17 protein-coding genes, 1 pseudogene and 1 other annotated feature are annotated in these 23,124 nt (G+C 29.3%); of the genes and pseudogenes, 7 read left to right on the forward strand and 11 right to left on the reverse strand.

The annotated features are described in order from the left end of the window. Positions 1-1,092 (reverse strand): folylpolyglutamate synthase/dihydrofolate synthase family protein (locus M4I33_RS00175; RefSeq protein ID WP_257914510.1); only part of this gene is annotated, 1,092 nt, incomplete at its 3' end. A 230-nt stretch (positions 1,093-1,322) separates the two neighbouring features. Here M4I33_RS00175 and M4I33_RS00180 point away from each other — a divergent pair. Next, positions 1,323-2,573 (forward strand): annotated as a pseudogene (locus M4I33_RS00180) (FprA family A-type flavoprotein); the annotation flags it as partial. A gap of 31 nt (positions 2,574-2,604) precedes the next feature. Here M4I33_RS00180 and M4I33_RS00185 read toward each other — a convergent pair. The 3 genes from M4I33_RS00185 to M4I33_RS00195 all read right to left on the reverse strand — a co-directional run bounded on the left by M4I33_RS00185 (position 2,605) and on the right by M4I33_RS00195 (position 10,676). Next, positions 2,605-3,243 carry a GTP pyrophosphokinase family protein gene (locus M4I33_RS00185; RefSeq protein ID WP_257914513.1) on the reverse strand — a complete coding sequence of 213 codons (639 nt, stop codon included), beginning with the start codon at positions 3,241-3,243 and terminating at the stop codon, positions 2,605-2,607. A gap of 138 nt (positions 3,244-3,381) precedes the next feature. Next, positions 3,382-6,027: a valine--tRNA ligase gene (locus tag M4I33_RS00190; protein ID WP_257914520.1), complete on the reverse strand. Its 2,646-nt coding sequence runs from the start codon at positions 6,025-6,027 to the stop codon at positions 3,382-3,384. 58 nt (positions 6,028-6,085) lie between these two features. After that, positions 6,086-6,311, reverse strand: a binding site (T-box leader). A 63-nt stretch (positions 6,312-6,374) separates the two neighbouring features. Continuing rightward, positions 6,375-10,676: a 2-hydroxyacyl-CoA dehydratase gene (locus tag M4I33_RS00195; protein ID WP_257914522.1), complete on the reverse strand. Its 4,302-nt coding sequence runs from the start codon at positions 10,674-10,676 to the stop codon at positions 6,375-6,377. A 219-nt stretch (positions 10,677-10,895) separates the two neighbouring features. Between M4I33_RS00195 and M4I33_RS00200 the strand changes: the two genes are divergently transcribed. After that, complete coding sequence (locus tag M4I33_RS00200) at positions 10,896-11,246, forward strand: tetratricopeptide repeat protein (protein ID WP_257914524.1); 351 nt, start codon at positions 10,896-10,898, stop codon at positions 11,244-11,246. Between the two features lie 73 nt (positions 11,247-11,319). Here the strand turns inward: M4I33_RS00200 and M4I33_RS00205 are convergent, their stop codons facing one another. From M4I33_RS00205 to M4I33_RS00215, 3 genes are read right to left on the reverse strand one after another with little or no spacing between them, the layout of a single operon-like run. Beyond that, positions 11,320-12,372: a transglutaminase family protein gene (locus tag M4I33_RS00205; RefSeq protein ID WP_257914526.1), complete on the reverse strand. Its 1,053-nt coding sequence runs from the start codon at positions 12,370-12,372 to the stop codon at positions 11,320-11,322. Positions 12,373-12,397: 25 nt separating this feature from the next. Further along, positions 12,398-13,036: a recombination regulator RecX gene (gene recX / locus M4I33_RS00210; protein ID WP_257914529.1), complete on the reverse strand. Its 639-nt coding sequence runs from the start codon at positions 13,034-13,036 to the stop codon at positions 12,398-12,400. Next, entirely contained in the window at positions 13,029-14,288 is a 1,260-nt protein-coding gene (locus M4I33_RS00215) for a pitrilysin family protein (protein ID WP_257914531.1), read from the reverse strand. The genes recX and M4I33_RS00215 overlap by 8 nt, the downstream gene beginning before the upstream one ends. Before the next feature lie 160 nt (positions 14,289-14,448). Here M4I33_RS00215 and M4I33_RS00220 point away from each other — a divergent pair, with 160 nt between their 5' ends. Together M4I33_RS00220 and M4I33_RS00225 are read left to right on the forward strand one after the other, a co-directional pair. Then, positions 14,449-15,120, forward strand: a complete 672-nt coding sequence (locus tag M4I33_RS00220; RefSeq protein WP_257914533.1) for a response regulator transcription factor — start codon at positions 14,449-14,451, stop codon at positions 15,118-15,120. Next, the gene (locus M4I33_RS00225; RefSeq protein ID WP_257914534.1) at positions 15,120-16,628 is read left to right on the forward strand and encodes a HAMP domain-containing sensor histidine kinase; all 1,509 of its coding nucleotides are present in this window, start codon (positions 15,120-15,122) and stop codon (positions 16,626-16,628) included. Before M4I33_RS00220 ends, M4I33_RS00225 begins: the two co-directional genes overlap by 1 nt. Positions 16,629-16,661: 33 nt before the next feature. On the opposite strand, the gene ymfI is transcribed toward M4I33_RS00225, so the two are convergent. The 3 genes from ymfI to M4I33_RS00240 are packed head-to-tail and all read right to left on the reverse strand — an operon-like array spanning position 16,662 to position 19,274. Further along, positions 16,662-17,402, reverse strand: coding sequence for an elongation factor P 5-aminopentanone reductase (gene ymfI, locus M4I33_RS00230; protein ID WP_257914551.1), 741 nt, complete (start codon positions 17,400-17,402; stop codon positions 16,662-16,664). Beyond that, the gene (locus M4I33_RS00235) at positions 17,403-18,353 is read right to left on the reverse strand and encodes a dipeptidase (RefSeq protein ID WP_257914536.1); all 951 of its coding nucleotides are present in this window, start codon (positions 18,351-18,353) and stop codon (positions 17,403-17,405) included. Positions 18,354-18,365: 12 nt separating this feature from the next. Further along, complete coding sequence (locus M4I33_RS00240; RefSeq protein WP_257914542.1) at positions 18,366-19,274, reverse strand: metallophosphoesterase; 909 nt, start codon at positions 19,272-19,274, stop codon at positions 18,366-18,368. Positions 19,275-19,515: 241 nt separating this feature from the next. On the opposite strand from M4I33_RS00240, the gene M4I33_RS00245 reads away from it, so the two are divergent. Beyond that, complete coding sequence (locus M4I33_RS00245; protein ID WP_257914544.1) at positions 19,516-20,331, forward strand: hypothetical protein; 816 nt, start codon at positions 19,516-19,518, stop codon at positions 20,329-20,331. Positions 20,332-20,712: 381 nt separating this feature from the next. Here the strand turns inward: M4I33_RS00245 and glyA are convergent, their stop codons facing one another. After that, positions 20,713-21,948, reverse strand: coding sequence for a serine hydroxymethyltransferase (gene glyA, locus M4I33_RS00250; RefSeq protein ID WP_257914546.1), 1,236 nt, complete (start codon positions 21,946-21,948; stop codon positions 20,713-20,715). Between the two features lie 198 nt (positions 21,949-22,146). Here glyA and M4I33_RS00255 point away from each other — a divergent pair, with 198 nt between their 5' ends. Both M4I33_RS00255 and M4I33_RS00260 read left to right on the forward strand, forming a co-directional pair. Continuing rightward, positions 22,147-22,914: a threonine/serine exporter family protein gene (locus tag M4I33_RS00255; RefSeq protein WP_194190625.1), complete on the forward strand. Its 768-nt coding sequence runs from the start codon at positions 22,147-22,149 to the stop codon at positions 22,912-22,914. Then, positions 22,914-23,124: threonine/serine exporter family protein (locus tag M4I33_RS00260; protein ID WP_257914549.1), on the forward strand; the 211-nt coding region annotated here is incomplete at its 3' end. The genes M4I33_RS00255 and M4I33_RS00260, both read left to right, overlap by 1 nt.

A 23,124-nucleotide genomic window follows, 5' to 3' on the forward strand; every position in this document is an offset into this window, starting at 1 on the left:
AAGGCAAACTACTTCATAACTTAAAGGTATTATTTTTTTTAGCATATGTTTAACATCTTTATCCGCTAAAATTCCTATTAATAAATATAGTTTATCATATTTAAAGTATTTCTTAACATTTTTTACAAGTGCTTCTATACCGTCTAAGTTGTGTGCACCGTCAATAACTATTAATGGTTCCTTACTTAAAACTTCAAGTCTTCCGTTCCAAGTTGCATTTTTAAAACCTTCTTCAATATGATTTAATTTAAATCCATCTAGTTTACTTAATTCGTTCACTATATTTAAAGCTAATAATCCATTTAATATTTGATGTTCTCCAAGTAATTTTAAATTTACAATATACTCTTTTTTATCTATTTTATACTTAACCTTTTGATAAATATTATCTTCATCTATAACTTCTATAAATTCAGAATCATTTTTATCTATAAATTTTAAAGGTGAATGCTTTTCTTTAGCTATCTCTTCTATAATTTCTTTAGCTTCTTCCTTTTGAGGATAAGAAATCACACTAATATTTTCTTTTATAATCCCGCACTTTTCCTTTGCTATTTCAGAAATAGTATTCCCTAATAGGTTTGTGTGGTCTAAGCTAATTGAAGCTAATGCAGAGACCTTTGGAACTATAACATTTGTAGAATCTAATCTTCCACCAAGTCCAACTTCAACTACTGCATAATCAACATTATTATCTTTAAAGTATTTAAACATAAGGCAAGTTATTATTTCAAACTCTGTTGGGTGATTATACCCTTCTTTAATTACCTTTTCTACAGCCCCTTTTATTATAGATACATATTTAGCTAAGTCTTCTTTTGGAATGTTTTTTTTGTTTATCTGAATTCTTTCTTCGAATTCCTCTAAAAATGGAGATGTGTACATCCCAACTTTAAAACCTTCTGCCATAAGTAAGCTTGTAGTTATAGATGTTGTAGAACCTTTTCCGTTAGTTCCTGCAATATGTACTATATTCAAATCTTTTTCAGGACTACCTAAATGTTCTAATAATCTTTTCGTTCTTTCAAGTCCATAATTTGATCCAAAATTTCCAATCTTTTTTATGTAATTCATCGCGTCTAAATAATTCATTCTGAATCCCCCAATATTATATATTCATTTATTCTTTAGCATTTATTTACAATATAATCATAAATATTTCTATTGTAAAAGCTTATAATAAAACTATACTACAATGATAACTTATTGAAAACTTTTATTAATATTATTTACTTAGATGTTGAAATTTGTTATCATAACTATAGTAATGGATAGAAAATATCCATTGAAGTTGATTATTTAATAATAAGAGGTGTTTAATTATGAGAAACGTAGAAATAAAAAAAGACATCTACTGGGTAGGTGCTTTAGATCCAGGTCTTAGAGTATTCGATATAATAATGTATACTCCATACGGAACTACTTACAATTCATATGTTGTTAAAGGAAGCGAAAAGATCGCTCTATTTGAAACAGTTAAAGAAAAATGTTTTGATGAGTATTTAAAAACTTTAGAAACTTTAGATATAGATATTTCTAAAATTGATTATATCGTTGTAGACCACACTGAACCAGACCATGCAGGATCAGTTGGTAAAATCTTAGATATCGCTCCAAATGCTAAGGTAGTTGGTTCAATGCAAGCTATTAATTTCTTAAAAGAAATCTTAAATAGAGACTTTGACCACATCGTTGCAAAAGATGGCGATACTTTATCACTTGGAAATAAAACTTTAAAATTCATTTCAGCACCATTTTTACATTGGCCAGATTCAATGTACACATACGTACCTGAAGAAAAAGTTTTATTCACTTGCGATTCATTTGGAAGTCACTACTCTTGTGAAGAAGTCTTTAATGACTTAGTTCCAAACAAAGAACATTATTTAGAAGCTTTAAGATACTACTATGATTGTATTTTTGGGCCTTATAAAAACTTCGTATTAAAAGGAATTGAAAAAATAAAAGATTTAGATATAGATATGATTTGCCCAGGCCACGGACCTGTTCTTCGTGAAAACCCTTGGGAAGTTGTAAATACTTATAGAGAGTGGTCAACTCCTACTAGACCTTCTATAAACGGAGACAAAAAAGTTACTATCTCTTACGTATCAGCTTACGGATACACAGAAGAATTAGCTAAATGTATAGCTGAAGGAATCAAAAGAAGTCATAGCGTAGAAGTTAAGATGTATGATTTAACTCACGCTGAAACTTCAGATGTATTAAAAGATATTGAAGAATCAGACGGTATATTATTCGGTTCACCAACTATAGTTAATGAATTACTTCCACCAATTAGAATTTTATTAGCTAACTTAAACCCTATAATTCACGGTGGAAAATACGCAGCAGCCTTTGGTTCATACGGTTGGAGCGGTGAAGCTGTTCCTAGAATAGAACATAGATTAGACGAATTAAAAATGAAACTTGCAGCCCCTGGCTTAAAAGTTAAATTCAGAGCATCTAAAGAGCAAAAAGAAGAAGCTAGATGCTACGGAGATAATTTCGCTAAAGCTATGTTTGGAGAAATGGACATTAAAGCTTTAGACCACGGTGCTTGTAAAGTAAAATAAAAAAAGTTGAGGATTTTTCCTCAACTTTTTATTTTTCTATCTTTTCTATTTCTTCTTTTATATCAAACATCTTTTTATCTAAAAGTGCAATCATCTCAGCACATTCTTTTAATTCATCTGAAATATTTAAAAATGTCTTATTTCTATATTTATAATATATTTTATGTTCTAAACTAGCCCAAAAATCCATAGCTATAGTTCTTATTTGAATTTCAACTAAAACTTCTTCTACTCCTGTAGATAAAAATATAGGTATACTTATAATTGCGTGAAGAGATCTATATCCGTTTTCCTTAGGCGCCTTTATATAATCTTTAACTTCTAGTACCTTTATATCGCTTTGCCCTGTTAAAAGCTCAAATACCCTATAAATATCCTTATCAAAAGAACAGATAATTCTAATACCTGCAATATCTTTTAAATGAATCGATGCATTTTTAGCATTAGGTTCTATATCTTTATTTATTAGCTTTTGAATTATGCTTTTTGGTTTTTTTATTCTAGTTTTTACGTGTTCTATCGGATTATAATCATGCAAGTTTTTAAATTCAGTATTTAAGATATTAATTTTAGTACTTACTTCTTGAACTGCAAATTCGTATTTCATAAGTTCTTTTTGCCACTCTTTAACATCTTCGCTTTTTAAAATTTCTTCAAACATTACCATCTTTATTTTCCCCTTATCCCTAAGTTAATTATATACCTTTACTATATACTATTTTTATGACAATAAAAAGACATCCCTAAAATTTATAGGATGCCTTTTTAAAATTATATTATAAGAATTTAAAATAGTAATAATATTTTAACCTAATGCGTTAATTCTTACTTTAACTGCTTCAAGCATTTCAGAATATTTAGCACGCTTTTCTTTTTCTCCATTAACAACAGCTTCTGGTGCTTTAGCTACGAAACCAGCGTTATTAAGTTTTTTATCTATTCTTTCTATTTCGCCTTCTAATTTTTTAAGTTCTTTTTCTAATCTATCTAGTTCCTTTTCTTTATCAACTAAGTCTAAAAGTGGCATAAATAATTCTCCACCTTTAACTACTACTGATACAGCGTTTTCTGGAACTTCTTTTTTATCTTCTATAAAGCTTACTTCTTGTGCAGATGCTAATTTTTCCATATAACCTGCACCTTCTTTAAATGCATTTTTAGCTTCATCTGAAATATAGCAAATTATGTTTGCTTTTCTAGATGGTGCAACATTCATCTCAGCTCTTACGTTTCTTAAGTTTTTGATAGCTTCTATAACATATTCCATATCTTCTTCAGCTTTTTCATCGTGAAGATTTGAATTAGCTTCTGGCCAAGCTGATAAAGTTATAGTTTCTTCATCTAAGTTTAAGTGAGTGAATATTTCTTCTGTTATAAATGGCATTACTGGGTGTAGAAGCTTAAGACCTGTATTAAGTACAGTATATAGTACGTTATATACTACTCCTTTAGCCTTTTCATCGTCTCCCCAGAATACTGGTTTAACTAATTCTATATACCAGTCACAGAATTCGTTCCACATAAAGTCATATACTTTTTGTAGTGCTATTCCAAGTTCAAACTTATCCATATTTTCTGTAACTTCTTCTACTAATGTATTCATCTTAGATAATATCCACTTATCTGCTAAGCTGTATTCTTTGCAGTCTTTATACTTAGCCATAACGTCTCTATCTAAATTCATCATAACAAATCTTGAAGCGTTCCAGATTTTGTTTGCGAAGTTTCTAGCTGATTCTACTCTTTCTGGGTAGTATCTTATGTCGTTTCCAGGAGCGTTTCCTGTAACTAACATAAATCTTAAAGCGTCAGCACCGTAAGTGTCTATAACTTCAAGTGGGTCTACACCGTTTCCTAAAGATTTACTCATCTTTCTTCCTTCAGAATCTCTAATTATTCCGTGGATAAGTACGTTCTCAAAAGGAGTTTCTCCCATGTTATGAATTCCACTAAATATCATTCTTGCAACCCAGAAGAATATTATATCGTATCCTGTAACTAAAACGTTAGTTGGATAGAAGTATTCTAAATCTTCTGTTTTGTTTGGCCAACCTAGTGTTGAGAAAGGCCAAAGAGCTGATGAGAACCAAGTATCTAATACGTCAGTTTCTTGATCTAAGTTCGTGCTCTTACACTTAGGACATTCACATACATCTGTTTCTGAAACTATTACTTCGTTACAGTCTTTACAGTACCATACAGGTATTCTGTGTCCCCACCATAATTGTCTTGAAATACACCAGTCTTGGATGTTTTCCATCCAGTTAAAGTATGTTTTATCAAATCTTTCTGGTATGAATTTAGTTTCTTTATTTTTAACTACTTCTATAGCAGGTTTTGCTAAACCTTCCATTTTTACATACCATTGTGTTGAAACGATCGGTTCTACTACAGTTCCACATCTATCGTGTGTTCCTACGTTGTGGCTGTGGTCTTTTATCTTAACTAAAAGTCCAGCCTCTTCTAAATCTTTAACTATAGCTTTTCTAGCTTCATATCTATCTAAACCTTGGTATTTTCCACCTTTTTCGTTAATAACACCTTTATCATCCATAACTCTTATTATCTCTAAGTTATGTCTTTCCCCTACTTTAAAGTCGTTAGGGTCATGTGCTGGAGTTATTTTAACTGCACCAGTTCCAAAATCAACTGAAACATAATCATCAGCTACTATTGGAATTTCTCTATTTACTAAAGGTAAAATTAAAGTTTTCCCAATTAAATCTTTAAATCTTGGATCTTCTGGGTTAACTGCAACTGCTGTATCTCCAAGTAATGTTTCTGGTCTTGTAGTTGCGATTTCTAAGAATCCTGAACCATCTTTTAAAGGATAGTTTATATGCCAGAAGTGACCTGCTTGTTCTTCGTATTCAATTTCAGCATCTGAAAGAGCTGTTTGACACTTTGGACACCAGTTTGTTATTCTGTTACCTTTATAGATTAATCCTTCGTTATATAACTTAACGAATACGTGTCTTACCGCTTTATTTAAGTTTTCATCCATAGTGAATGCTTCTCTTGTAAAGTCAGCAGAGCAACCCATTTTTTTAAGTTGAGTTCTTATTCTTTCTCTGTACTCGTCAGTCCACTCCCAAACTTTTCCTAAGAAAGCTTCTCTTCCCATTTCTTTTTTCTTAAGACCTTCTTTTAGAAGTTCGTTTTCAACTTTAACTTCTGTTGCAATAGATGCGTGGTCTTGACCTGGAACCCAAAGAGCTTCAAATCCTTGCATTCTCTTAAATCTTATAAGCATATCTTGAAGTGTATTATCAAGTGCGTGACCTAAGTGAAGTTTTCCAGTTATGTTTGGTGGTGGCATAACTATTGAAAAAGGTTTTTTAGTTTTATCTACTTTTGGTGTGAAATACTTTTTTTCTTCCCAATTGTTATAAATTCTATCTTCGAATTCTTTTGGGTCGTATGTTGTTGATATATTTTTAATATCTGACATTTTACCGCCTCCTAAATTTTTTCTCTTTTTGTATATAAAAAAAGAGCTTTCATCCTAAAAAAAGGACGAAAGCTCGTGGTACCACCTTTATTCTTATATAAACTATATAAGCACTCAAAATTATATAACGACCTAAAATTTAGACCGTCTTTAGCTACTACTATTTCACTAAAGCTGCTCCAAAGCTACCTTCAATCTTCCTTGTATAAAGGGCTTTCACCTATCCCCTTCTCTCTTTTAATACAAATTATAAAAGATTTACTCCTCTTTTTCTTAGCATTTGTTATTAAATTATTTAACGTATATATATGTTATATTAAAGTGGTTATTTTGTCAATATTAGAAGATTAATTTGTAATACTAGCTTCTCTTAAATTAGCTTCATCTACAAACTCAGCTTCTTTAACTTCTATATTACTATTTTCTTCTTCTTTAAGCTTTTTAAATGCTACTGATAGCATAAGCTTAATTCTATTTATTTGGTTAACTTCTGAAGCACCTGGGTCATAGTCAACTGCAACTATATTTGCTTTTGGATAAAGCTTTTTAAGAGGCTTCATCATACCTTTTCCTGTTACGTGGTTTGGTAAACATCCAAAAGGTTGCATACAAACTATATTGTCAGCACCACTTTTTATAAGTTCTATCATTTCTCCTGTTAAGAACCATCCTTCACCTGTTTGGTGACCTAGTGATAATACATCTTTAGCTAAATGACCAAGTTCTTGAATCCTCTTAGGAGCTTCAAATCTCTTAGAATTTTCAAGTTCTTCATTCATTGTTTTTCTGTAGCTTTCCATATATTTCATTGCAAGAAGACTTAAATCTCTTTCAACTCTACTAAAGCCTAATTTTTTATATTTAAATTCGCTATCGTATGCACTATAGAAGAAGAAATCTAATAGATCTGGAACTACAGCTTCTGCTCCTTCACTTTCGATTATATTAACTATATCGTTATTTGCAGTAGGGTGGTATTTAACTAATATTTCACCAACTACACCTATCATAGGTTTTTTAATATCTAAAGTTTCTAAGTTATCAAAGTCTTTTATAATTCCTCTGACATTAGCTTTAAACTCACTCTTACTTCCGTTTTTAGCATTTTCTTTAGCTTTTAATCTCCATTTTTCATAAAGGGCATTAGCTGAACCTTTTTCTTTTTCATAAGGTCTAGTTTTATATAAAACCCTCATAAATAAATCCCCATAAACCATAGCCATAAGAGCTCTCTTTATAAGTTTTGGAGTTATTTTAAATCCTGGTTGCTTTTCAAGCCCTACAGCATTTAAAGAAATTATAGGAACATTACTAAATCCGGCATTTTTAAGGGCAAGCTTTAAAAATCCTATATAGTTTGTAGCCCTACACCCTCCACCTGTTTGAGATATTATAACAGATGTATTATTTACATCATATTCACCTGATTTTAATGCTTTAATTATTTGACCTATAACTATAATAGATGGATAACAAGCATCATTATTAACGTATTTTAATCCCTCTTCAACTGCATCTTTATCACTAGCTGGTAAAACTACTACGTTGTATCCACTAGCATTTAATGCATCTTCAACTATATCAAAATGTATAGGTGACATTTGAGGAGATAAAATAGTATGATTTTTTCTCATCTCTTTTGTAAAGGTTGGATTGTGATATGAAGTATCTTCATATACTGGTTTGTAATCATTTCTTTCTCTTTCTTCTATAGCTGCTTTAAGTGATCTTATTCTTATTTTAATAGCTCCAAGGTTTGAACCTTCATCTATTTTAAGAACTGTATATATTTTTCCCTTTTCACTTAAAATCTCGTTTACTTGGTCTGTAGTTACAGCATCAAGTCCACAACCAAATGAGTTAAGTTGAACCATTTCAAGTTCATCACAATCACGAACAAATGCAGCTGCTCTATAAAGCCTTGCGTGATATGTCCATTGGTCAACTACTCTTAGTTTGTTGTTAAGTTTTCCTAGGTTAGATACGCAATCTTCAGGAAGAACTGCCATTCCAAATGATGTTATAACATCTGGAATACCGTGGTTTATTTCTGGGTCTATATGGTATGGTCTTCCTGTTAAAACTACACCTTTTTTACCTGTATCTTTAAGGTATCTTAAAACTTCCATACCTTTTTTCTCTAAATCATCTTTATATTTTTCTCTTTCTTTGAAAGCTTTTTCTACAGCAATAGTCGCTTCTTTTTTAGTAACTCCAAAGTCTTTAAATTCTTCAACTATTCTCTTAATTAAAACTCTATCATTTTCAAAAGAGAAAAATGGTGCTAGATATTTTATATTCTTTTCTTCTATCTCATCCATATTTCTTTTTATAACTTCTGGGTATGATGTTACCATAGGACAGTTATAGTGGTTATTTGAATCTTCAAATTCTTTTTTCTCATATGGAATACAAGGATAGAAAATAGTATCTATTCCTTTTTCAATAAGTGATGTTATATGTCCATGCACTAATTTAGCTGGATAACAAGCTGATTCTGACGGAATAGTTTCTATACCTTTTTCATAAATCTTTTTAGATGAAACAGGTGATAATTCTACTCTAAATCCTAAGTCAGTTAAAAGAGTAAACCAGAATGGGTAGTTTTCGTACATATTTAATACTCTAGGAATACCTATTCTTCCTCTTTTAGCTTCTTCTAATTTTAGTGGAACATAACCAAATGTTCTTTTAAATTTATATTTATAAAGGTTTGGAGTTTCATTTTTCTTAACTGAAAGTCCAAGTCCTCTTTCGCATCTATTTCCTGAGATATATTCTTCATCTGTAGAGAATTTATTTATAGTAAGCTGACAGTTGTTTCCACAAAGTCCGCATCTTCTAAATTCTGATGTCATTTTGAAGCTATCTATCTCATCTTTTTTAAGAGTATTTGACTCTTCGCCCTCTTTAAATCTTTCTTTTGATATAAGCGCAGCTCCAAAAGCTCCCATAAGTCCAGCTATATCTGGTCTTATAGCTTCTCTTCCACTAACCTTTTCAAAACTTCTTAAAACTGCATCGTTATAGAAAGTTCCACCTTGGACTATTACTTTTTCACCAATCTCTTTTTCATCTCTAAGTTTAATTACTTTATATAAAGCATTTTTAATTACTGAGTATGAAAGTCCAGCTGATATATCTCCAACTGTTGCACCTTCTTTTTGAGATTGCTTTACTTTTGAGTTCATAAATACAGTACATCTTGAACCTAAATCAACTGGCGCAGTTGATTTTAATGCTGCTTTTGCAAAATCTCTAACTTCCATCCCTAAAGAATTACCAAATGTCTCTATAAATGAACCACAACCTGATGAACATGCTTCATTAAGTAATATACTATCAATTACTCCATTTTTAATTTTTAAGCACTTCATATCTTGTCCACCGATATCTAAAATGAAATCTACTCCTGGTAAGAAATGCTCTGCTGCTTTATAGTGGGCTATAGTTTCAATTTCTCCTAAGTCAACGTGAATAGCTGCTTTAATTAAAGATTCACCATAACCTGTAACTGTTGCTTTTCCTATATAAGCATTTTTAGGTAACTTACTATAAATATCTTTCATAATGTCTACAACTTTGTTTAAAGGGTTACCTTCATTACTTCCGTAAAAGTCATAAATTATCTCTGAATTTTTATTAATAAGAACAGCCTTAGTAGTAGTAGAACCTGCATCTATTCCAAGGAAAACAGCCCCACTTTCACTTTTAATATCAGCTCTTTTAGCAGCTGCCTTATCGTGTCTTTCTTTAAAGGCATCAAAATCATTTGAGTCTTTAAATAAAGGATCTAATCTTCCTATATCGTCATCTTTTGCATCGCTAATAGAATCAACCTTTTCTAAAAGTGAACTAAAGAATATTGGTTTTTCTTCACTTGATAGATAAGCTGCCCCCATAGCTACAAAAAGCTGCGAGTTATCTGGGAATATAACTTGGTCTTCTTTTAAATTTAAAGTTTCTATAAACCTTTCTCTAAGCTCTGATAGGAAGTATAAAGGACCTCCTAAAAGAGCTACATTACCTCTTATTGGTTTACCACAAGCTAATCCACCGATTGTTTGGTTAACTACTGCTTGAAGTACTGAAGCTGCTATATCCTCTTTTTTTGCACCTTCGTTAATAAGTGGCTGTACGTCAGTTTTTGCAAATACACCACATCTTGATGCTATCGGATATATCATTGTGTGATTTTTTGCAAGATCATTAAGTCCACTAGCATCAGTATTAAGTAATGCTGCCATTTGGTCTATAAACGCTCCTGTACCACCAGCACAAGTTCCATTCATTCTTTGTTCTATACCTGAATCTAGATAAGTAATCTTAGCATCTTCTCCACCAAGTTCTATAGCAACATCTGTTTCTGGTATTAACTTTTCTATAGTTTCTGTACAAGCTATAACTTCTTGCACGAATTTAACTTCTAGCCAGCTAGACATTGAAAGCCCACCTGAACCTGTTATAGTGACGCTAATTTCTCTATCACCAATTTTTTCATATACTTCTTTCATAAGGGTGATAATCGTATTTCTTATATCTGAATAGTGCCTTCTGTAGTCACTGAAAGATACTTTATCTTTGCTATCTAAGACTACAATTTTAACTGTTGTAGACCCGACATCAATCCCCATCTTAAATTTTTCCATTTTTAATTACACCTACTTAAATTATTTAAAACTAATATATTCTATATTATATATCACTTAACTCATTCTTCAATATCTATTTAAAAAATTAAGGTAGATTTAAAATTAATTTTAGATTTCTTCATAATTACTTCTATTTATGTATATAATATACAAATTTGTTTATACTTAAAATATTAAGCGTTATTTATTAATTAAATCTTGGAGGTTTAAATTTAAGTGAATTATTTTAATGAAGCTAATAATTTATATAACTCTAAAGAGTATGAAAAAGCTATAGACTATTACGAAAAAGCTATTTCAAACAAAGAAAACGAAGCTTGCTCTTACTATAACTCTGGAGTTTGCTTTATTAAATTAAAAGAATACGATAAAGCTATTTCTATGCTTAAACTTGCTTTAAAAATCCAATCTGACAGTAAATACTTTTTTAACTTAGGTTATTGTTATGCTATGAAAAATGATTCAAAAAAAGCATTAGTTTATTTTAATATAGCATGGTCTTTAAACAATTCTGATATTGATTGCAAAAAAGCTATAGACATACTCTTAGAAAAGAAAAAAAGTTAGCAAAATTAATTTTGCTAACTTTTTTAATATGCAGACTAACTTTCTAAAACAAAGTTAGTTTTTAATTTAAATTTTACCATTCTCCAACTATTTTTGAATTTATATGATCTTTATCAAAATCCTTGTTTCCAAAATAATTTCCAGCATTATAAAATGTAGGGTCTACATTTATCCAAACGCCTTTATCTTTAAGGTAAACTCTATTCCAAGCGTGACTTACGTATTCTTTTCCATCAAAGGCATCCCCCATAACAAGTTCAACCTTTAGTCCAACAGCTTTGCACATAGCAACATAAAGACAAGCGTAATCAAAACATACACCTGTTCTAGTATTAAATGCTTCTATAGCACCACTGTTATTTACTTCTCTAGATGAGTTTCCCATAAGGGTATCTGCTTTACTATCATCATATTTTATGTTACTTCCTACGAAAGCATATAAAATCTTTGCTTTTTCTCTATCTGTTTTTGCACCACGAACTAAATTTTTAGCAGTTTCGTTTATTTCTTTGTTACTTTTAACTCCATCTTCTAAAGTAACACCATTATAATAAGTTACTGTAGCTTTAGAGATTTCTCTAACTAAGTTTTTCTTAATGCCGTGTACTTTATCATTTGAAATAGTTCTATCTATAGTTCTATATAATTTAACATCTTGAAAAAGATTAAGTTCTTTAGGTAAGATGTTACTTTTATTTATAAATACTACAATAGAAAATAATACTATAAGAGTAATAGTACCTTTTAAAAGTCCTATAATCCCTGAAGAAAGAGTGAAAATAATTTTGTTTTTTTCGCAAATTCTTCTCCAGTCGTTTCCAAGTAAACTATTTAATAATTTTAATCCTAAGTAAATTGTGAGTTGTATTAAAGAGTAAACTAATACAAACATTATTAATTTACAAGCTAAAATAAGTCTTGAGGAAATATTAAAGTTTGCTAAAATTTCTTCAAATCCATTATTAAAGTAATCAAAAAAATTAAATACTATAAAAATCGTAATAAGTGACGCCGTACTTTTTAATAAAGAACTTATAACATAATCTGAATCATAACTTTTAAAAGCTTCTCTTATACTTATTAATGCGGATATAATTAAAATAGCACCGCATATAATATACGACATATTAGAAATAATAATTCACTTCCTTTTAATAAAAGTCATCAGAAGTTATTTTGCTATAAACATCTTTTGAAATTGAATAATCATATCCTCTTCCTATAAGATATCTGATAACTTTATTTTTTAATTTTAATTTATCACTTTCTCTTTTAGATAAAGAATCATACTTTTTCTTACCTAAAATAAAAGCTTTTTCCTCTTCGTCTTCTGTAGTATCTAATTCTAAAAAGGCGTTTTCTATTAAAGTTTTATCTACTCCCTTAGTTACAAGAGAATATTTAATTTTATTTTTACCTTGATTTACTATTCTATCTTTTATATACATTTTTACAAAAGTATAATCATCTATAAAATTATATTCTTTTAAAAAATCAATAGTTTTTAAAACTACCTCTTCGCTATATTCCTTTTCTAAAAGTTTCTTTTTAATTTCATTTTCTGTTTTATAGCTTCTTCCTATAGTTTTAAGTGCTGAATTTTTACATTTTGAAAACTCTTCGTCTTTTGCAATAACTGATAATTTAGCTACGTCAATTTCTTTATCTACCTTTAGGTTATATTTATAAACTAATTCTGCATCCATTGCAAATGCAAAATCTTCATTTATATATATATTTACCCTTTCTTTATTTCTCTTGCAAACTTCTATCTTTGTAATTTTATTCATCCTCTTCACCTGATGTTCTTCTTAAAATATGAATAGTAGGATCTTTTAATACCTCTTTAGCTACACTATATAATTTTTCTGGCTTTATAGTGTTTAACTTATTCATATCTGATACAAACTCTAAATTATTTTCACCTGCAAGTTCTTGATGAAGGATGTAATTACAAAGGTCTGCTGAATCTTCTAACGTTCCAATAACAGCAGTTTTGTGTACCTTTTTCATTATATTTAAATCCTTATCACCAAAAACAACTTTTTTATTTACGACATCTTTTAAAACTTTATCTATAGCTTTTTTAGTATCTGATACGTCTTCATCTGAAACTGATGTGTAAATATAAAGAGATTTTGCGTCCTTTGTTATATCAAGGTGAGTAAAAATGTCGTATGCAAATCCTCTCTTTTCTCTTATTTCTTTAAAAAGTAATGAGTTTGAACTTTCACCTATTCTGTTATTTAAAATTCTAAGAGGTAACTCATCTTCTTTATCTAAATCGTTAAAAGTATAAAGATAAACTATAGTACTTTGTTCTATTTCGTTTTTAAATGTAGTTTTTATAGTTTTGATATTTTTTTCTTTTATAATGTCTTTTTTCTCTATAGAGCCTTTATTCCAATTACAAAAACTGCTTTCTACAAGGTTTAAAGCTTCTTCGTGTTCTAAAGAAGTTACTATAGTTATAACTGAATTGTTTGGTGCATAATACTTTTTATAGAATTTCACTAAATCATCCCTAGTAAAATTATTGACATTTTCTTCAAATCCTATAACATCATATTTTAAATAACTTTTTTTAAATGCAACTTCATTAGTTCTTTTAAAGCTTAAATCTTCTATATCATCTTTACTAGTTCTAATTTCAGCTAAAATTACATTTCTTTCTTTTACTATTTCTTCTTCCGGGAAATTTGAATTAACTATCATATCTCCAAGAAGTTTTACCCCGTTTTCTATTTCTTCTTCAAGGCAGCTTATAGTATATACTGTTGAGTCGTAATCAGTATACGCGTTATACTCTCCCCCTAGACTTTCTAGTTCGTCATTTAACTCTTCGTTAGTTCTGTTTTTTGTTCCTTTAAATAGCATGTGCTCTATAAAATGACTTATACCTTTTTCATCCATATTTTCATACATAGCACCTACATTTACTCCGATATTTATTGCTGCTATTTGTGTATCTTTTTTTATAGTTAAAACTTTAAGACCATTTTCTAAATTATGCTTTTTTATATCAAAATTTAATTTTATCATTCATATCTCCTATTATTAATTAATTCGCTAATTATCCTATTTTAAAATTATAATACATAATAAATTTTAATACTAGGTGATTCTTATTACTAATTTTAAATATCTGTAGATTATGTTATTCTTATTATATATGACAAATTTTTTGGGAGGATTCTTAATTATGAAAAAATCTATTCTTATTGTTGAAGATGAAACTAGAATACGTATGCTAATTAGAGATTATCTAACGAGAGAGGAATTTAATATTTACGAAGCTACAAACGGCGAAGAAGCTTTAGCATTATTTTCAAAATATAAAATTGACCTTATAGTATTAGATATAATGATGCCTAAGATGAATGGATTTGAGGTATTAGATAAATTACGCGAAGTATCGACTGTTCCTGTTATTTTATTAACTGCAAAAAGTGAAGAGGATGATAAACTTCAAGGCTATGAACTTGGCGCAGACGACTATATGACTAAACCTTTTAGTCCTAAAATACTAGTCGCTAAAATTAAAGCTTTATTAAAGCGTACTCGAACAGAACTTGATTCAAGCCTTCAAGATTTTAATGGTTTAGTATTAAATTCTTTATCTCACGAAGTTAAAGTAGATTCTAAAGTATTAAATCTATCACCTACTGAATACGATCTTTTACAATATCTTATTTCTAATGAAGGAATTGCACTTTCAAGAGATACTATTTTAGATAACGTTTGGGGAATTGATTATTACGGTGATATTAGAACTGTAGATACAAACATAAAAAGACTTAGAGAAAAACTTGGACCTAAGTCCTCATATATAGTTACAGTTCGAGGAAGCGGATATAAATTTGAGGTGAAATAATGAAAAAAAGTTTATCAAAACGTCTCTTTTTAATAACATTATGCTTGCTACTTGGGCTTATGGGATTAACACTTGTATTTCAAACATTTATTTTTGAAGACTTTTATATAAAAAAGAAAACAGATTTATTAGTTACAGAACTTAATAAGTTTAGATTTATGAATTCATATAAAAATTCAAAAAATGATTTAAATGCTATTTATGATAACCTTGAAAACTTCCAAACTAAAAATAGCGCAAAGATTGGTATTTTTACGTTAAACGGTGAACTTAAATACGTACCTGATAACGCAAATACCGTATCAGATGATGAAAGAATTTTAAGAGACTTTTGCAAACAAATAATTTCAAATAAAAATTTTTTAAATTCAATTCTTCAAAATAACACGACAGCATCTACAACATTTTTTACAGACCATCATCAAAATAAAAATATAGGAATAGTCTCTCCTTTATCTTTATATTCAGATAATGACTCTTTAATTGTTGTAGTCTCGCCTCTTCAACCTATAGTTGAAGCTAGCAGTGTTATTACTGAATTTTATGTTTATATATTTATTGGAGTTATCTTTATTGCAATACTTCTTTCTTTAATATATACAAATTTAATAACAAAGCCATTAGTTAAAATTAATAATGTTGCTTTAAAATTATCAAAGCTTGATTTTTCTGAAGAATGCGAAATCAAAAGAGAAGATGAAATAGGAAACCTTGCTAAAACTTTAAACTTCTTATCTCATAATTTAAGTAATGCTATGGAAGATTTGAAAAATAAAAATCACCAGTTAGAAAAAGATATCGAAAGAGAAAGATATCTTGAAACTATGAGAAAAGATTTTATTGCAAGTGTTAGCCACGAACTTAAAACTCCTGTTGGAATTATTGAAGGTTATGCAGAAGGTTTAAAAGACGGAATAGTTACAGGAGATGAAGCTTCAAGATATTTAGATATTATAATAGATGAATCTCACAAAATGAGTAAACTTATATCTAGTATGCTTGAATTATCAAAACTTGAATCTGGTGTAGTTACTCCAAACTTTGAAGTTTTTAATATTAATAGACTTATTAAAAAGATTGTAAATGCCTTATCTATAGAATGTGAAGAAAAAGGGCTTAATATTTCCTTTGTGCCTAAAACTGAATATTCTTATGTTTTAGCTGATGTATTTCAAATGGATCAAGTTTTAACTAATATTATTACAAATGCTATAAAGTATACTCCTTCTAAAAATTCAATTTTTGTATCTATAGAAGAGGATAGTTACTTATATGTAATTAAAGTTTTAAATACAGGAAGCTTTATTCCAGATGATGCTATACAAAAGTTATTCCAAAAATTCTATAGAGTTGATTCTTCTCACTCTAGAAATAGTAATAGTATCGGACTTGGACTTGCTATAGTTAAAACTATACTAGACTTACACGGTTCTACTTATTCTATAGAAAACACAAAAGATGGAGTTTTATTTACATTTACTCTAAAAAAAGAAGATGTAATTTTATAAAATTTTAGCTGCACAAATTTTTGTGCAGCTTTTTTAAATCATTCCACCATCTATTCTAATTATTTGCCCTGTAATGTATGATGAATTATTAGAAGCTAAAAAAACTACTGCTTTAGCAATCTCTTCTGGAAGTCCAAACCTTCCTATTGGTATTTCTTCTTCTAAAGACTCTCTATCTTCTTTTGATAAAAAGCTATTCATATCTGTTTCTATAACACCTGGTGATATTCCGTTTACCCTTATCTTTGAAGGTGCCATCTCTTTTGCTAATGCTTTAGTAAATAAATTCAATCCACCCTTAGATGATGAATATACAGCTTCACAAGAAGCACCAACATCCCCCCACATAGATGAAATGTTAATTATACTTCCACCGTTATTTAACATATGACCTATAGCATGCTTTGATAAATACATCGCCCCTAAGAGGTTTGTATTTATAATATTATCTATATCTTCTTTACCCATATCCATAAATAATCCAACAAAGCTTCTCCCTGCATTATTTACAAGTATATCAAGTTTTCCAAAACTCTCTATTGCAAAATCTACTATCCTTTTACACCCTTCAAAAGATGCTATATCTTCTTTTATAGCTTTTGAAACTCCACCGCATTCTTTGATTAAATCTAAAGTCTTTAAAGCACCTTCTTCATCTTTTGAGTAATTTATTAAAACGCTAGCTCCTTCTTTTGCAAGTTCTAAAGCGATGGCTCTTCCAATCCCCCTTGAGCCTCCAGTTACAATACAAACCTTTCCTCTTAAACTCATAATCTATCTTCCTCCGTACTCTTTCATTACTCTTAAAATATTTTTATAAAATACTTTTTCTATTTCACTTTCTGTAAAATTAACTTTTTTAAGTTCATAAAATAATTTATCCATTTTGCTTATATCATTTATTTGAACTTCGTTTTCTATTCCATCAAAATCAGAACCAAGCCCTAAAACTTCAATCCCGCCAATATTTTTTATATGTTTTGCATGATTTATTATTTCTTCGATTGTAGTTACTTCATCTATGCTGTTTACACCATTTGGCTTACAAAATGCACTACAAAAATTAAGGCCCATAACTCCACCTTTATTACTTAAAGCCCTAATCATATCATCTGTCATATTCCTTCTATGATTTACAACAGAACGTGCATTAGAATGACTTGCAATAAAAGGCTTTTTTAATATATCTATAAGGTCGTAAAACCCTCCATCTGAAAGGTGGGAAGCATCTGGAATTATATTTTGCTTTTCCATCTCTAATACTATTTCTTTTCCCTTTTCTTTTAAGCCCTTATTAATAAATTCTTCTTTAAAGTTTGGATACCCTATACTATTTTCATAGTTCCAAGTAAGAGTTATAGCACCTATACCTCTTTCTTTCATTTCTTTAACCCTTTTAATATCCCCTTCTAAAACTTCACCTTCTTCTATAGTTAAAAAGGCACCTACAGTTTTATCTAAAGATTTTATATCTTTATAATCTTTTACTAATTTTATATTTTTTTTATTTAAAGAGATTTCTTTTATAAAATTGTCATACATTTTTATAAACTCTTCATAAGGGCTATTAACTTCTTTTTTGTCTATAAAAAAAGCAAAAAATTGAGCTAATGAATCTCCCTTTTTAAGTTTTTCTATATCAACTTTTAAATCGCTCTTTAAAAGTCCTTTCTTTTCATAAAGCATTCTACTTCCTGTATCGCAATGCATATCAATAAATTTCATATCTATTCTTCCTTACTCTAATTTTTTAAAATAATTTATAAGAGGCTCTGGTCCTTCGATCACACTTCTTTTTATATAAAGTCTATTATTTTCATCTATTTCTATACTCCATTTGATTAAAGCAATAACGCCCCTATTTATTTCAAGGGTGGTGATTCCAAAATTATTAACGCAAGAACCATCATTAAAATATAATTCTTCTTCTGGAGATGGAAATCTTACATCATGGGTGTGTCCACATATTATCATTTTTTTATTTTCTTTTGAGAATTTTTTATATTCTCTATCTAAATTATTACATTTAACGTGGTTGTTAGCTGGGCTTGTTGGTTCTTTAAACCCTAATATCCCCTCTAAAAATCTCCAAAAGTATCTTACTAAAAACTTACTTAATTTAGAAAGTTCTGAATTGAAAAAATCTAATTGATGTCCATGAAAAACAAAGATTTCTTTTCCTAATGGTTCAAAGCTTAAAACGTAACTTTCTTTAAATTCTATATTATAAATTAAATCTAAAAATTCTGTTCCGTAGCTTTCTCCATATTGCTTTAACTTTTTTTTCTGTATATCTTTAAATCTTTTCTTACTTTTTATACTATCATGATTTCCCCAAATCATAAATAATCTTTTATCAGTATTGAACCTATTTAATATTCTAAACACATCTTTGTATTCGTATGCTATATGTCTTGCATCTTTATTTTTCCAAAGTTCATCTCCATCTCCTAATTCTATTAGGGTGTAATCTTCTTTTAAGTAGTACCTTAATGCTGATAAATATATGTTTTTATTTTTTAAAAGCGCATCAGTATATCCTCCATTTCCTCTATGGACATCACTAATAAAAACTACTTTTGAGTCTGAATTTATATTAATTCTATCTGAAAAAATAAATAACCTTTTTAGTTTTCTCTTTCCCATATTTAATCCTTTTAAATTATTACGCCTTATTATTTTATTATTAAAAAATAAAATTGCTAATAAGATATCTCTAAAGCCTTAAATCCCAAAAATCACCACCTCCCCATAACACACCTTAAACACCCCTACAACATTGTTTTGCTTCTTTGTTGGTATTTTACTAAAATCATCTGAATAAAGCCTATATTTTATGTCCATAATCAAAATAACTGAAAAAATCAAAAATTTACGAGGTGAGATTATGGTACATACATCTGCTTGTCCCCATTGCAATTCAAAACACTTTATTAAATACGGTAAATATAGATGCGTCCAAAGGTATCAATGCAAGGATTGTCTTAAGACTTTTAACGAAGGAACAGGACTTGTCTGGCATAACACTAGAAAAAGTGTAGACCTTTGGGATAAATACACTCGTCTTATGCTATCTGGGGCTACTATAAGAGATTGTGCAGGCATATTAAATATTTGCATTGAAACCTCTTTTAGATGGAGACATAAGATACTAAAACATATAGAAACTTATACGGATTCAAGAAGAACTCATATAGTTACAGCTATGAGACATACTAAGTTTTTAGAAAACTTTAAAGGGCAAAAGGCTCCACCCGTTTGCACTATTTCTAGAAGAAAAAATATCTTTGTAGCTACTACTATTAATAAAAATAATTACTCTCTAGCTAAGATATCCTTTGATTCTATGAGCCCTACAAAAGAATCTATAGAAAATTTATTAAATGCATTCAATCCTGTATTTAATACTTATTTCTTGCCAGGAAAAGATAGGTTTTCTTATATTGTATCAAAAAAGTTAAACTATGCTCTTCATAAAAAGAAAGAATCAGAAATTTCTAAAGAAGAAAGTGAAATTTTACTTAGTCATTGCTCTGATTTTATATTAAATTTAAGAAGATGGCTTAGAAAATTTAGAAGTGTTGCTACAAAGTATCTTCAAGTTTATTTAAATTGGTTCGTTTATATTTATGAAGGATCTTATGAAAAACATACTATTTTATCTAATTTAATAAGTTCTATTTTTTGTGTAAAAGTAATTTAATTCCTTTGAATTTTAGCCTTAATATCGGTATATTTTTATAGCTTGTCCTTTCATAATTTACACTTGTCCAAAATATCAAAAATTTATAGCAATATAGCGAAAATCCCTTGTACCAATAATTTCTCGTAACATTTCTGTAGGAAAATCTGCTTTTTTATTTTTTATTATATACCTCTACTCACTAATTTCTCCTTTAGTATTATTTTTAGAATTTCTTTCCCATATAAAAAATGTGGTCTTTGTCCCCCTTATCTAATAATCTCTAATTTTTAATTTAAAAAACCTTATTTTAATAATTAAATTTCAAGCTTATTCTAATTATAATTTTATACTTTGCTATACATAAAAAAAGAGATTACCTTTTACGGTAATCTCTAAATTTTACTTATACATTCTATGTTTTGAACTTAGTTTTAATACTCTTTCTCTTAATACGTCTAAGTTTTCCTCACGAGTTTCTATAACATCATTTATAATGCTTGCAATTTCTTTCATATCTTCAGCATTATATCCTTTAGTCGTTATAGCTGCAGTTCCAATTCTAACTCCTGAAGTTACAAATGGGCTTCTCTTCTCATCTGGAATACTGTTTTTATTTAAAGTAATTCCAACTTTATCTAAAAGCTGTTCTGCTTCCTTACCTGTAATGTCTTTGTTAGTTAAGTCAACTAATATTAAATGGTTATCAGTTCCGCTTGAAACTAATTTAAATCCATGCTTTATTAATTCCTCTCCTAATACCTTACAGTTTAAAATTACGTTTTCCATATAAGTTTTAAATTCAGGCTCTAAAGCTTCTTTAAAACAAACTGCTTTCCCTGCAATAACATGCATTAAAGGTCCGCCTTGGATTCCTGGGAAAATATTTTTATCTAAATCTTTAGCAAATTTTTCTTTACATAAAATTAATCCACCTCTTGGGCCTCTTAAAGTTTTATGAGTAGTTGAAGTTACAAAGTCAGCATAAGGAACTGGTGATTCGTGCACCCCTGCAGCAACAAGACCTGCGATATGTGCCATATCAACCATAAGGTATGCCCCTACTTCATCAGCTATTTCTTTAAATCTTTTAAAATCTAACTTTCTTGCATATGCACTAGCACCAGCAACTATAAGTTTAGGCTTACATTCTAATGCGATTTTTCTTACATTTTCATAATCTATTACTTCTGTTTCTTTATCTACACCATATGAAACGAAGTTAAATAATTTTCCTGAGAAATTAACTCCTGAACCATGAGTTAAATGTCCTCCGTGGCTTAAATCCATTCCTAAAACAGTGTCACCTGGTTCTAAAATAGTGAAATAAACTGCCATATTTGCTTGAGAACCTGAGTGAGGTTGTACATTTGCATGTTCTGCATTAAATAATTTACAAGCTCTATCTCTTGCTATATCTTCTATCTTGTCTACTACGTAACATCCACCATAATATCTTTTAGCTGGATATCCTTCAGCATACTTATTAGTAAGGTATGATCCCATAGCTTCCATTACAGCTTCACTTGTAAAATTCTCTGAGGCTATAAGTTCTATTCCTTCTTCTTGTCTCTCTACGTCCTCTTCAATAAGGTCGTATATTTTTACGTCTGTCTTTTTTAAATTGTCAAAATTCATAATAACACCCCTATTTTAATTATTTATAACAAATTATAGTTATCCCACTTAAGAATTACAATGATTTTTTTATAAATCCCTAAATAAATTATTATAAAAAGATAAATTCCGTCCCTCACGCACATTCAATTAATGTTTGTATCAAATCTATATGTTATAATGTTATATAAGATTTTTTTTAGAATTGAGGTGATTACTTTGGATATAGATAGATTACTTCATCTTGCAACTAGAGCAGGTAGCATAATGTTAAGTAGCGGTGGAGAGACTTATAGAGTTGAAGAAACTATAAATAGGATTTGCTTATCTTATGGAGTTGATTATGCAGACAGCTTTGTAACACCTACTGGTATTGTAGTGTCTGTTTCTAAAGATTACAAAACATATTCTCTAGTTAAAAGAGTTAAAGTACGTGGAACTAATTTAAATAAAATAGAACTTATAAATAATCTTTCAAGAAAAATTACAACTAAACCACTATCCTTTGAAGAAATTGAAGATGAGTTAATTCAAATAGAAAGTACAAATAGATACTCTATGGCTACTACTATTTTTTTCTCTGGATTAGCTGGTGGTGCATTTACAACTCTTTTTAATGGAAATTTTAGAGATATAATCTCAGCATTTTTAATCGGAGGACTTATTAAATATTTAGGTATCACATTTAGCAAAATGGGAATAAACGAATTTTTCATAAATAGTATTTGTGCAGCTATAGCTTCACTTCTTGCTATAATATTCTTTAAATTTGGAGTTATACTAGGAGTTGACGAAACTATTATAGGTTCTATAATGCTTCTTGTCCCTGGGCTTTCAATAACAAATGCAATTCGTGACACAATAGCAGGTGATTTTTTATCTGGAATAACTAAGGGTTTTGAAGCATTTTTAATTGCTGTTTCTATAGCTTGTGGAACTGGTGCTGTGCTTAGTGTATGGTTAAATTACTTTGGAGGTAGCTTATAATGATTACAGAAACTTTATGTTCTTTAGTTGCAACCTTAGGGTTTGCAATCATATTTAATATACAAGGTAGAAACCTTATATTTACAACTATAGGTGGTGGAATAGCTTGGTTTATTTATTCACTTGGATTAAAACTTGGCTTTTCAAATGTTGCATCACTTTTTGCTTCTTCTGTATGCTTTAGTATTTATTCAGAAGTACTTGCAAGAA

Source organism: Clostridium sp. LY3-2, from assembly GCF_024705715.1.
Classification (GTDB): domain Bacteria; phylum Bacillota; class Clostridia; order Clostridiales; family Clostridiaceae; genus Clostridium.